Below are 11954 nucleotides of genomic sequence, written 5' to 3'. Positions count from 1 at the left end.
CTTTCGCGATGAGAACATTCTCCAACTTATCGAAAGAGAACCCGTCAGGGCGCGGTGAGGCGCCGCACCGCGTCATGCCAGCCGGCGAGCTTGTGCTCGCGCGTCGCCGCCTCCATTCCCGGGCTGAAGCGCCGCTCCAGCCGCCATGAATCGGCGAAGCGCTTCGGCGCCGGGAACAGCCCGGCATTGAGACCCGCCAGATAGGCCGCGCCCAGCGCCGTGGTCTCCTTCACTACCGGCCGGTCGACCGGCGCGGCAAGCAGGTCGGCGAGCCGTTGCATGGCGAAGTTCGAGGCGACCATGCCGCCGTCGACGCGCAGCACGGTCGCGCGCGAGGAGGCCTTGCCGGCCCCGTTACTGCCCTTGCCCCCTGCCCCGGCCCAGTCGGCGCGCATGGCGTCGATCAGGTCGACGGTCTGGTAGCAGACGCTCTCCAGCGCCGCGAGCGCGATCTCCGCCCGTCCCGTGCCGCGCGTCAGACCGAACAGCGCACCGCGCACGTCCGGGTTCCAGTGCGGCGCGCCGAGCCCGACGAAGGCCGGCACCAGATAGACCTGCTGCGCCGGATCGGCCGCCTCCGCCAACGCCTCGCTCTCGGCCGAGGTCGCGATGATGCCGAGCCCGTCGCGCAGCCACTGCACCGCCGCGCCGGCGACGAAGATCGAGCCTTCCAGCGCATAGGTGCGCTTGCCGTCGAGCTGATAGGCGATGGTGGTGAGCAGCTTGTGCTTCGAGGCGACGACGGTGTCGCCGGTGTTGAGCAACGCGAAGCAGCCGGTGCCATAGGTCGACTTGATCATGCCCGGCTGGAAGCAGGCCTGCCCGACGGTCGCCGCCTGTTGGTCGCCGGCGATGCCGGCGATGCGGATGGCGCCGCCGAGGAACTCCGGCAGGGCGGTGCCGAAATCGGCCGAGGAATCCTTCACCTCCGGCAGCAGCGAGCGCGGCACCCGCAGCAGCGCCAGCATGTCGTCGTCCCACTGGCCGGTATGGATGTTGAACAGCAGCGTGCGCGCCGCGTTGGTGGCGTCGGTCGCGTGCACCGCGCCGCCGGTGAGGCGCCACAGCAGCCAGGAATCGACGGTGCCGAAGGCGAGCTCGCCGCGCTCTGCCCGCGCCCGCGCGCCGGGCACGTTGTCGAGGATCCAGCCGATCTTGGTGCCGGAGAAATAGGGATCGAGGATGAGCCCGGTGCGCTCGCTCACCATCGGCTCGTGCCCCTCGGCCTTGAGGCGGGCGCAGAGCTCGGCGGTGCGCCGGTCCTGCCAGACGATAGCGCGGTAGATCGCGGCGCCGCTCTTGCGGTCCCACACCACCGTGGTCTCGCGCTGGTTGGTGATGCCGATCGCCGCGATGTCGGCGCTCTTCACCCCGGCCTGTCCCATCGCCGCGCGGCAGGTGTCGAGCGTCGTGCGCCAGAGGTCCTCGGCCTCGTGCTCGACCCAGCCTGAGGCCGGGAAATATTGCGGGAACTCCTGCTGCGCCTGCGCCGCGACGCTGGTGTCGGGGCGGAACAGGATGGCGCGCGAGGAGGTGGTGCCCTGGTCGATGGCGAGGATGAAGGACGGCATGGGGGCTTTCCGAAACGACGCTCCGCGGGAGCCTCGAAGCATCGGCAGATCATCTCGGACGCGCTCACGCGCGCCCGAGATGACGTTTCCGGAGGAGACGAACGCTCAGTTCGTGCTCTTCTTCGGCGGGGTCGCCGGCCAGCTCTTGATGAGCGTGTCGTAGTCGATGGTCTCGCCCTGCGGCTTCTCGTTGGCGAGCTTGGGCTGCGGCGCGAGGTTGCCTTCCTTCTTGGCGAGCTCGACCCAGTACTCCATCGGCTTCTTGGCGTTGAGCTTCGGCCCGCAGTCGCCCTGCACGCCGGAACGCTCCAGACGCTCCATCACCGATTCCTGGGCATTCGCCAGCGCGTCCATTGCCGCCTGCGGGGTCTTGGCACCGGAGGAGGCGTCGCCGATGTTCTGCCACCAGAGCTGCGCCAGCTTGGGGTAGTCCGGCACGTTCACGCCGGTCGGCGACCACTGCACGCGGGCCGGCGAGCGGTAGAACTCGACGAGGCCGCCGAGCTTGGGCGCCCGCTCGGTCATCGACTTGTCCCAGATGTCGCTCTCGCGGATGAAGGTGAGGCCGACATGGGCCTTCTTCAGCGAGACGGTCTTGGAGGTGACGAACTGGGCGTAGAGCCAGGCGGCCTTGCGGCGCTCGACCGGGGTCGACTTGAGCAGGGTCCAGGAACCGACGTCCTGGTAGCCGAGCTTCATGCCGTCCTTCCAGTAGGCGCCCTTCGGCGAGGGAGCCATGCGCCACTTCGGCGTACCGTCGGCGTTCATCACCGGCAGGCCGGGCTTCACCATGTCGGCGGTGAAGGCGGTGTACCAGAACATCTGCTGGGCGATGTTGCCCTGCGCGGGCACCGGGCCGGCCTCCGAGAAGGTCATGCCGAGCGCCTGCGGCGGCGTGTACTTCTTCAGCCACTCGATATACTTGGTGATCGAGTAGACCGCCGCCGGTCCGTTGGTGTCGCCGCCGCGCTCGACCGAGGAGCCGGTCGGGCGGCAGCCTTCCATGCGGATGCCCCATTCGTCGACGGGCTTGCCGTTGGGCAGGCCGCGGTCGCCGTTGCCGGCCATGGAGAGCCACGCATCGGTGAAGCGCCAGCCGAGCGAGGGGTCCTTCTTGCCGTAGTCCATGTTGCCATAGACCTTGACGCCGTTGACCTCCTTCACGTCGTTGGTGAAGAAGTCGGCGATGTCTTCATAGGCCGACCAGTTCAGCGGCACGCCGAGCTCATAGCCGTACTTGGCCTTGAACTTGGCCTTGATTGCCGGATCCGTGAACCAGTCGTAGCGGAACCAGTAGAGGTTGGCGAACTGCTGGTCGGGGAGCTGGTAGAGCTTGCCGTCCGGCGCGGTGGTGAAGCTGGTGCCGATGAAATCGGCGAGGTCCAGCGTCGGCGAGGTGACGTCCTTGCCCTCGCCCGCCATCCAGTCGGTGAGCGGCACCGCCTGCTTGTAGCGGAAATGCGTGCCGATCAGGTCGGAATCGTTCACCCACGCATCGTAGATGTTCTTGCCCGACTGCATCTGCGTCTGGATCTTCTCCACCACGTCGCCCTCCTGGATGAGGTCGTGGGTGAGCTTGATCCCGGTGATCTCGGAGAAGGCCTTGGCGAGGGTCTTCGCCTCGTACTCATGCGTGGTGATGGTCTCGGAGACGACGTTGATCTCCATGCCGGCGAAGGGCTTCGCGGCATTGATGAACCACTGCATCTCCTTCATCTGGTCTTCCTTCGACAGCGTCGAAGGCTGGAATTCGCTGTCGATCCATTTCTTCGCGGCGGCCTCGTCGGCCCGCGCGGGGGCGGCGAAGGCGATCAGCGCCAGGGCGCTTGCGGCCAGCATGAGCCGCTTTCGGCGTGGTGACTGCAACATGGGTCTTTTCCTCCGGTCTTCCAGATGCCCCGCGGCCTGCCGCCGCTTGAGGGGAATTCACACGAAGCGGAATACCGCCAGTGCGTAGACAAGGCAGAGCGCGAGCGCCCAGCCGAGTTCGGGTCCCACCAGGCCGAGCCAGGCGAGGTTGATGAAGGCACTGCCGAGCAGCGTGATGAACAGCCGGTCGCCGCGCGTAGTCGGGATGGTGAGCACCCCGACGCGCGGGCGCTCCGGCTTCCACACGGCGATCAGCGTGAAGACGACGAGCAGAGAGGCGATGGCGGCGAAGAACAGGCCGGTCTGCCAGGTCCACGCCATCCAGGCGGTATTCTCGGCAAGGCGGGTGGTGAAATCGTCCATGGCGCCCTCCCCGATCACACCCGCCCGAGGGCGAAGCCCTTGGCGATGTAGTTGCGCACGAACCAGATGACCAAGGCGCCGGGAATGATGGTCAGCACGCCCGCGGCGGCGAGCAGGCCCCAGTCCATGCCGGCCGCCGAGACGGTGCGGGTCATCGTCACCGCGATCGGCTTGGCGTTGGTGGCGGTCAGGGTGCGGGCGAGCAGCAGCTCCACCCACGAGAACATGAAGCAGAAGAAGGCCGCCACCCCGATGCCGGAAGCGATCAGCGGCATGAAGATCTTCACGAAGAAGCGCGGGAAGGAATAGCCGTCGATCGCCGCCGTCTCGTCGATCTCGCGCGGCACGCCGGACATGAAGCCTTCGAGGATCCACACCGCCAGCGGCACGTTGAACAGGCAGTGCGCCAGAGCGACCGCCCAGGGCGTGTCGAACAGCCCAATGGCGGAGTAGAGATTGAAGAAGGGCAGCGCGAACACCGCCGGCGGCGCCATGCGGTTCGACAGCAGCCAGAAGAACAGGTGTTTGTCGCCGACGAAGTGATAGCGCGAGAAGGCGTAGGCCGCCGGCAAGGCCAGCGTGATCGAGATGATGGTGTTCAGCACCACATAGGTCAGCGAGTTGATGTAGCCCGAGTACCAGCTCGAATCCGTGAAGATCTTGAGATAGTGCTCGAAGGTGATGGCCCGCGGCCACAGCGAGACCGTGGTGTTGATCTCGAAATTGGTCTTCAGGCTCATGTTCACGAGCCAGTAGATCGGCAGCAGCAGGAAGATCAGATACAGCACCATCACGAAGGTGCCGCCGCGCGAGGAGGCGTTCATGCCGGTGTCTCCTCCTTGGGCCGCTCGGTGCCGGCATGGGTCATCACGGTGTAGAAGACCCAGCACACGGCGAGCACGATCAGGTTGTAGACGAGGCTCATCGCCGCCGCCTTACCGAGGTCGAACTGACCGAGCGCGAGCTTGACGAGGTCGATGGACAGGAAGGTCGTGGCGTTGCCCGGCCCACCGCCGGTGAGCACAAAGGGCTCGGTGTAGATCATGAAGCTGTCCATGAAGCGCAGCAGCACGGCGATCAGCAGCACGCGCTTCATCTTTGGCAGTTGGATGGTGCGGAACACCGCCCAGCGCGAAGCGCCGTCGATCCGCGCTGCCTGGTAATAGGCATCCGGGATCGACTTCAGGCCGGCATAGCAGAGCAGCGCGACGAGGCTGGTCCAGTGCCAGACGTCCATCACCACGATGGTGATCCAGGCGGCCAGCGGATCGCCCGTGTAGTTGTAGTCGATGCCGAGCCAATTCAGCCCGTAGCCGAGCAGGCCGATATCGGCGCGCGCGAACACCTGCCAGATGGTGCCGACCACGTTCCACGGAATGAGCAGCGGCAGCGCCATAAGCACCAGCGTGGCGGCGACCTTCCAGCCCTCGCGCGGCATGGAGAGCGCGACGAGGATACCGAGCGGCACCTCGATGGCGAGGATGATCGCGGAGAACAGCAGGTTGCGCCACAGCGCGTCGAAGAATCGCCCGCCGAGCTCGGTGGCGGGGTCCAGCAGTTCCTGGAACCAGCCGAGCCCGTTCCAGAAGAACTGGTTGTTGCCGAAGGTGTCCTGCACCGAATAGTTCACGACCGTCATGATCGGCAGGATCGCCGAGAAGGCGACGATGGCGAACACCGGCGCGACCAGCCACCAGGCGCGGTTGTTGAGCGGCTTGTCCATTGTTCAGGCCTCCTGCCGTTTCCCGGACAAACTGCGCGGAGCGCAGTGCCGATCCGGGATCCAGGAAAGACGCCGCGCAGCGCCGAATCCCTCGAAAGATGTGCGGCAGAAGATTCTGCGCTGGGTCCCGGCTCGCCTTCCGCTGCGCTGCAGGCGTCCGGGACACGGGGCGGCGATGTTTGCGAGGTCCATCACGCCCCTCCCTCGCCCGCGACGAGCGCGCCGCCGGAATAGATGTGGATCTGGCGCGGCTCCATCCTCAGCCCGGCATGGTCGCCGTCGATCGAGAGCCCGACGGGCACCATCGCCGCCGCCGCATGGCCGCCGATCTCGATGCGCGCGATGCGCGCCCGGCCGAGATCGTCGATGCGGCGCACGGTCACCGGCACGCCGCGACCGGCCCGCTCCAGAACGGCGAATTCGGGGCGGATGCCGAGCTCGACCGGCTTGTCCGCCGGCAGGTTCGGATAGGCGCGCGGCAGCTCGATCGACACGTCGCCGATCCGCGCCGTGCGCCCCTCGACATGGGCGGGCAGCACGTTCATGCCCGGCGAGCCGATGAAATAGCCGACGAAGGTGTGCGCCGGCCGCTCGAACAGCTCCTCGGGCGTGCCGGTCTGCACCACCGCGCCGTCATGCATCACCACCACCGTGTCGGCGAAGGTGAGCGCCTCGGTCTGGTCGTGCGTCACATAGATCATGGTGAGGTCGAGCGCGCGGTGCAGCTCCTTCAGCGTCGAGCGGAGCTGCCATTTCAGATGCGGGTCGATGACGGTCAGCGGCTCGTCGAACAGGATCGCCGCCACGTCCGCCCGCACCAGCCCGCGCCCGAGCGAGATCTTCTGCTTGGCGTCGGCGGTGAGGTTCGCGGCCTTGCGGTCGAGCACCGAAGTCATGTCGAGCCGCGCCGCGATCTCCTCCACGCGCTTTGCGATCTGTTCGCGCGGCATGTGGCGGTTCTTCAGCGGGAAGGCGAGGTTCTCGCGCACCGTCATGGTGTCGTAGACCACCGGGAACTGGAACACCTGCGCGATGTTGCGCGCTTCCGTCGGCAGATGCGTGACATCGCGCCCGTCGAACAGGATGCGGCCCTTGGTCGGCGTCACCAGACCGGAGATGATGTTCAGCAGCGTGGTCTTGCCGCAGCCGGAGGGGCCGAGCAGCGCATAGGCCCCGCCCTGCCGCCAGACATGGTTGATCTCTTTGAGCGCATAGTCCTGCGGGCCGCGCGGATCGGGCCGGTAGGCGTGGGCGAGACCGTCGAGTGTGATGCTGGCCATCGCGCCCTCCCTCAGGCCGCCGCGTCGAGCACGCGGCCGACGCTGCGCCCGTCCGTGCCGAACAGAAGGATATGCTCGGGGTCGATCACCGCCTCGACCTCGGCGCCCGGCTCCAGCCGGCGCACGCCGGGCACCAGCGCGATCAGCCGCTCGGCGCCGACCTCCATGTGCAGGAAGCTTTCCGAGCCGGTGATCTCGGCGACCGACATCACCGCGCCGAGGCGGATCACCGCATGCTCGTGGCGCCGCTCGGCCTCCGGCCGGTCCTCGACCTCGACGTGATGCGCGCGCACGCCCATCACATAGGTACCGTCCGGCACGGTGGCGAACACGCCGATGGCCGGGCACGCCGCGCCGGTCTCCAGCCGCACCGTGCCAGCCGCCTTGGTGATGCGCAGCGTGTTCAGCGGCGGATCAGAGAACACCCGCGCGGTCGCAAGGTCGTGCGGGCGGCGATAGACATCGACGGTCGGGCCGTATTGCGTCACCGCGCCTTCGAGCAGGGTCGCCGTGTTGCCGCCGAGCAGCAGCGCCTCGGCCGGCTCGGTGGTGGCATAGACGAAGACCGCGCCGGTCGAGGCGAAGATGCGCGGCAGTTCCTCGCGCAGTTCCTCACGCAGCTTGTAGTCGAGATTGGCCAGCGGCTCGTCGAGCAGCACCAGTTCGGCCCGCTTCACCAGCGCGCGGGCGATGGCGATGCGCTGCTGCTGGCCACCGGACAGCGCCAGCGGCAGGCGCTGCAGATAGGGCTCGAGGCGCAGCAGCTTTGCCGCCTCGTTCACCCGCTTCTCGATCTCGTTCCTCGGCAGGCCGGCGACGCGCAGCGGCGAGGCGATGTTCTCGTAGGCCGTCATCGCCGGGTAGTTGATGAACTGCTGGTAGACCATCGCCACCGAGCGCTTCTTCACCGGCACGCCGGTGACGTCGCGGCCCTCCACCAGCACGCGGCCGGAGGTCGGCGCATCGAGGCCGGCCATCAGCCGCATCAGGCTGGTCTTGCCGGCGAGCGTCTGGCCGAGCAGCACGTTGAGGCTGCCGCGCGGCAGCTCCAGCGACACGTCCCTGATATGCACCTGCCCCGCCACCTCGCGGCGGACCTTCTCCAGCGTGAGGCTCATGCGTGGCCTCCCGCCGCCATGCGCGGCGCGGCCGGCGCGCCCATGAGCTGCGTGCGCCCGTTCTGCGCCGCCTCGCGCATGAAGGCGTCGAGCGCGGCGACCTCGTCGGGCGTGAAGCGCAGCCCGAGCTTGGAGCGCCGCCACAGCACGTCCTCGGCGCTGCGCGCCCATTCCTCGCGCATCAGATAGAGCACCTCCGCCTCGGTGAGATCGGCGCCGAAGACGCGGCCGAGATCGCCGGCGCTGCGGGCGCCGTCAAGCAGGCGCAGGGCGCGCGTGCCATAGGCGACCACCAGCCGGCGGGCGAGCGCCTCGTCGAGCCAGGGATGCGCGCGCTTGAGCTGGGCGACCACGCGCGGCTGGTCGGCGACACCGAAATCCCCGCCCGGCAGCGGCGCGCGCCCGGTCCAGGACGGCTTGTCGGCGCCCGGCAGATACGCTTTCAGCTTCTCGACCGCATGCTCCGCGAGGCGCCGATAGGTGGTGATCTTGCCGCCGAACACCGAAAGCAGCGGCGGGCGTCCCTCCCCGTCGTCGAGCTCCAGCACATAGTCGCGGGTGGCTTCCTGCGCACGGGAGGCGCCGTCGTCATAGAGCGGTCGCACGCCGGAATAGGTCCACACCACCTGATCGGGCGTCACCGGCGCCTTGAAATATTCGCTCGCCGCCGCGCAGAGATAGGCGATCTCCTCAGGACTGGCGCTCGGCTTGCTGCCGGGGCCGCCCTGATAGTCGCGATCGGTGGTGCCGATCAGCGTGAAATCGCGCTCATAGGGAATGGCGAAGATGATCCGGCCGTCGGCATTCTGGAAGATATAGGCGCGGTCGTGGTCATAGAGCTTGCGCACCACGATGTGGCTGCCCTGCACCAGCCGCACATTGGCCGGCGAGTTCGCCCGCACCACTTTCGCCAGCACCTCATGCACCCACGGCCCGGCGGCGTTCACCAGCACGCGGGCGCGCGCCGTGCCGCGCACGCCGTCCTGCTCGGTCTCGATGCGCCAGTGGTCCGCCGCGCGCTCGGCGGACACCACCCGGCAGCGCGGGCGGATGTCGGCGCCGCGCTCGGCCGCATCGAGCGCGTTCAGCACCACGAGGCGGCTGTCCTCGACCCAGCAGTCGGAATATTCGAAGCCGCGCGCGAATCCCTCGCGCAGCGGCGCCCCGGCCGGATCGGTGGTGAGGTCGAGCGTGCGGGTGGCCGGCAGCAGCTTGCGCCCGCCGAGATGGTCGTAGAGGAACAGGCCGAGCCGCAGCAGCCAGGCGGGGCGCAGCCCGTCATGGTGGGGCAGCACGAAGCGCAGCGGGCGGATGATGTGCGGGGCGATGGCCCACAGCACCTCGCGCTCCATCAGCGCCTCGCGCACCAGCCGGAACTCGTAATATTCAAGATAGCGCAGCCCGCCATGGATCAGCTTGGTCGAGGCCGAGGAGGTGGCGCCGGCGAAGTCGCCCTGCTCGAACAGCACGACGGACGCGCCACGCCCCGCCGCGTCACGCGCGATGCCGCAGCCATTCACCCCGCCGCCGATGATGGCGACGTCATAGATCGGATCGAGCAGGCGATCAGTCACGAAGGCGTCTCCCGGAGCGTGCTCCTGTTTAGGTCAGGATCACTTTCGTTTTTATATTCACATCGACGCTAGACGAAACCAAATTCGCGCGCAACTGCGCGCGAAACGAAAGCATTGCACTTTCGCATTAGATGCGCCGCAGCAGATCGACGTCACAGTGACGGCTTCCCGCCCGCCGATGACGGCAGGCGGGGGAGCGGACCGGCCGCGACGCCAGCAACTGCGCCATTCCCCGCCGGTACGGGGCGATTGGTGCAGCGCCACATTCCGGCACCGGAACACCGCCGCAAAATGACGATCGCAGCGACGTTCGCGCCCCGCCAAACCGACCCGCATCTTCGCCATTGACGCGAAACCCCGCGACGCGCTCCCCTGCGCGCCTCTCCTCACCGCCGCCAGCGCGGCACACCCATCCTGCCGGAGCCTCGAGCCGTCGTGATCGTCGATACCCATGCGCATGTCTGGTCGAGCGATCCCTCGGCCTATCCCTTTCAGCCCATACTCGCCCATGTCCCGCCGCCGACGCAGCCGGCGCCGGTGGAGATGCTGATCGACGACATGGACCGCGCCGGGGTGGACCGGGTCGTGCTGGTGCAGCCGAGCGTCTATGGCTGGGACAACCGCTATCTCATGGACTGCCTCGAGCGCTGGCCGCAGCGATTCGCCGGCATCTGCCTCGTCGATCCGCGCGCACCGGATCCGGCCGCCGATCTCGCCCGCTGGTGCGGCCCCGGCGGATGCACGGGCCTGCGCTTCAACATCATCCGGCAGGGCGATGCCGGCTGGCTGCTCGACGCGGCGCGCCGCCCGCTCTTCGCCGCGGTCGAGGCGCTCGGCCTCAACCTCTCCTTCCACATGGACATCGGCCAGGCGCCGGTGATCGCGGCGCTGGCGGCGCGCCATCCGGCAACGCCCTTCATCGTCGACTATCTCGGCGGCGCGGTGCACCGCGCCCCGGAAGCGGACGTCCATCTGGACGCGCTGGCGGGCGTGCCCAACGTTGCCTTCAAGCTGCTCTGCGTGGCGGAGGATGCCCGCACGCCCTACCCCTTCCCCGACATTGTGCCGTTCTACCGCCGCGTGCTCGACCGGTTCGGCGCGGCGCGGGTGATGTACGGCTCGGACTATCCGGGCGTGCGCAAGGTCTGCTCCTATGAGCAGGCGGTCGACTGGGGGCGGCTCTTCCCCGATCTCGCCGAAGAGGAGCGCCGGCAGGTCATGGGCGGCACGGCGGCGCGGCTGCTCCGCCTGTGAGGGCGGCGGCATAGATGTAAGACAAGTTTACGCCTTGCATTGACGGCCTCCGGCGAAGCCTCTAGGATGCGCATCGTCCGGTTGCGCCGGGCGGGAGCCTGTCGGCGCAGGGGGTATGTCGGCCTGTCGGCCAGCCGAGAAAGAGTGACCATGCACGGCGATCTGACGAAGTCGGTCGTGGCGGTTCCCCCGCTCGCCCGAAACAGTGATCTTGCGCTCGATCGCGCAGCCAATGCGGCCCTGATCCGTCATCTCGAACAGGGCGGCGTCTCGACGCTGATGTATGGCGGCAACGCCAATCTCTACAATGTCCCGGTGAGCGAGTACCCGGCGCTGCTCGACATGCTGCTGGAGCTCGCCGCCCCGACAAGCTGGATCATCCCCTCGGTCGGGCCCGACTTCGGCAAGATGATCGATCAGGCCGACGCGCTGCGCACCCGCCCCTTCCCCACCGCCATGGTGCTGCCGGCGAGCAGCGCCTCGACCTCGGACGGCGTCGAGGAGGGCATCGCCCGCTTCGCCGAACGGCTCGGCCGCCCGGTCATCGCCTATGTGCGCTCGGAGGGCTACATCACCCCCGCCGCCATTGGCCGGCTCTATGATCGTGGGCAGATCAGCGCGGTCAAATACGCCATCGTGCGGCAGGACCCGACCACCGACGCCTATCTCTCGGAGCTGCTGCAGCGCATCGACGTCACCCGCGTGATCAGCGGCATCGGCGAGCGGCCGGCCATCGCGCATTGGCGCCATTTCGGCCTGCGCGCCTTCACCTCCGGCTCGGTCTCGGTGGCGCCCCGCGCCTCGACCGCCATACTGCACGCCCTGCAGGCCGGCGACTATGAGGAGGCCGAGGGGCTGCGCGGCCACTTCCTGCCCTTCGAGACTCTGCGCGACACCATCAACCCCATCCGCGTGCTGCATGACGGCGTCGGCCTCGCCGGCATCGCCGAGATGGGGCCGGCCCTGCCGCTGCTCTCCAACCTCACGCCGGACGACCGCGCGCGGGTCGCCCCCGTCGCCCGCGCCCTGCGCGCCTTCGACGAGAGCCTGGCGCCGGTTGCGGCGTGAAGGGCGATCGATCCCGGCTCCGAACACCGTCATCCTGAGGTGCCGGCCCGCAGGTCTTGCCAATGGCAAGCCCGAGGGCCGGCCTCGAAGGATGCTCACAGCGCGCGCCGGACGACCATCCTTCGAGGCTCGGG

The 11954-nt window shown here is 68.2% G+C and carries 10 protein-coding genes; 2 read left to right on the top strand and 8 right to left on the bottom strand.

The window, feature by feature from the left end; all coding sequences use genetic code 11:
• Nucleotides 1–44 precede the first annotated feature (44 nt).
• From glpK to glpD, 8 genes are all read right to left on the bottom strand, one after another.
• Entirely contained in the window at nt 45–1571 is a 1527-nt protein-coding gene (gene glpK / locus U742_RS0100925; protein ID WP_029349121.1) for a glycerol kinase GlpK, read from the bottom strand.
• A gap of 105 nt (nt 1572–1676) precedes the next feature.
• On the bottom strand, nt 1677–3440 hold the full coding sequence (locus U742_RS0100920; RefSeq protein WP_029349119.1) for an ABC transporter substrate-binding protein: 1764 nt from the start codon (nt 3438–3440) through the stop codon (nt 1677–1679).
• 57 nt (nt 3441–3497) lie between these two features.
• On the bottom strand, nt 3498–3803 hold the full coding sequence (locus U742_RS0100915) for a DUF2160 domain-containing protein (RefSeq protein WP_029349117.1): 306 nt from the start codon (nt 3801–3803) through the stop codon (nt 3498–3500).
• Nucleotides 3804–3817: 14 nt separating this feature from the next.
• Nucleotides 3818–4627: a carbohydrate ABC transporter permease gene (locus U742_RS0100910; RefSeq protein WP_029349115.1), complete on the bottom strand. Its 810-nt coding sequence runs from the start codon at nt 4625–4627 to the stop codon at nt 3818–3820.
• Nucleotides 4624–5526 carry a carbohydrate ABC transporter permease gene (locus tag U742_RS0100905; RefSeq protein WP_029349113.1) on the bottom strand — a complete coding sequence of 301 codons (903 nt, stop codon included), beginning with the start codon at nt 5524–5526 and terminating at the stop codon, nt 4624–4626. Before U742_RS0100905 ends, U742_RS0100910 begins: the two co-directional genes overlap by 4 nt.
• A gap of 191 nt (nt 5527–5717) precedes the next feature.
• A complete protein-coding gene (locus tag U742_RS0100900) occupies nt 5718–6806 on the bottom strand; it encodes an ABC transporter ATP-binding protein (protein WP_029349111.1) in 1089 nt (362 codons plus the stop codon).
• Nucleotides 6807–6817: 11 nt separating this feature from the next.
• On the bottom strand, nt 6818–7924 hold the full coding sequence (locus tag U742_RS0100895; protein WP_029349109.1) for an ABC transporter ATP-binding protein: 1107 nt from the start codon (nt 7922–7924) through the stop codon (nt 6818–6820).
• The gene (gene glpD, locus U742_RS0100890; RefSeq protein ID WP_029349106.1) at nt 7921–9498 is read right to left on the bottom strand and encodes a glycerol-3-phosphate dehydrogenase; all 1578 of its coding nucleotides are present in this window, start codon (nt 9496–9498) and stop codon (nt 7921–7923) included. The genes U742_RS0100895 and glpD overlap by 4 nt, the downstream gene beginning before the upstream one ends.
• Before the next feature lie 435 nt (nt 9499–9933).
• On the opposite strand from glpD, the gene U742_RS0100885 reads away from it, so the two are divergent.
• Together U742_RS0100885 and U742_RS0100880 are read left to right on the top strand one after the other, a co-directional pair.
• Nucleotides 9934–10752, top strand: coding sequence for an amidohydrolase family protein (locus U742_RS0100885; RefSeq protein ID WP_029349104.1), 819 nt, complete (start codon nt 9934–9936; stop codon nt 10750–10752).
• Nucleotides 10753–10902: 150 nt separating this feature from the next.
• Entirely contained in the window at nt 10903–11820 is a 918-nt protein-coding gene (locus tag U742_RS0100880) for a dihydrodipicolinate synthase family protein (RefSeq protein WP_029349102.1), read from the top strand.
• Nucleotides 11821–11954 lie beyond the last annotated feature (134 nt).

Origin of the sequence: Allobosea sp. 117 (assembly GCF_000702305.1) — a bacterium.
Lineage (GTDB): Bacteria > Pseudomonadota > Alphaproteobacteria > Rhizobiales > Xanthobacteraceae > Ancylobacter.
This window is presented reverse-complemented; position numbering and strand designations above follow the sequence as displayed.

Coding starts and splice junctions, on each gene's coding strand:
- glpK (WP_029349121.1), bottom strand. CDS start 1,571: ATGCCGTCCTTCATCCTCGCCATCGACCAGGGCACCACCTCCTCGCGC.
- U742_RS0100895 (WP_029349109.1), bottom strand. CDS start 7,924: ATGAGCCTCACGCTGGAGAAGGTCCGCCGCGAGGTGGCGGGGCAGGTG.
- U742_RS0100905 (WP_029349113.1), bottom strand. CDS start 5,526: ATGGACAAGCCGCTCAACAACCGCGCCTGGTGGCTGGTCGCGCCGGTG.
- U742_RS0100880 (WP_029349102.1), top strand. CDS start 10,903: ATGCACGGCGATCTGACGAAGTCGGTCGTGGCGGTTCCCCCGCTCGCC.
- U742_RS0100910 (WP_029349115.1), bottom strand. CDS start 4,627: ATGAACGCCTCCTCGCGCGGCGGCACCTTCGTGATGGTGCTGTATCTG.
- U742_RS0100915 (WP_029349117.1), bottom strand. CDS start 3,803: ATGGACGATTTCACCACCCGCCTTGCCGAGAATACCGCCTGGATGGCG.
- U742_RS0100920 (WP_029349119.1), bottom strand. CDS start 3,440: ATGTTGCAGTCACCACGCCGAAAGCGGCTCATGCTGGCCGCAAGCGCC.
- U742_RS0100900 (WP_029349111.1), bottom strand. CDS start 6,806: ATGGCCAGCATCACACTCGACGGTCTCGCCCACGCCTACCGGCCCGAT.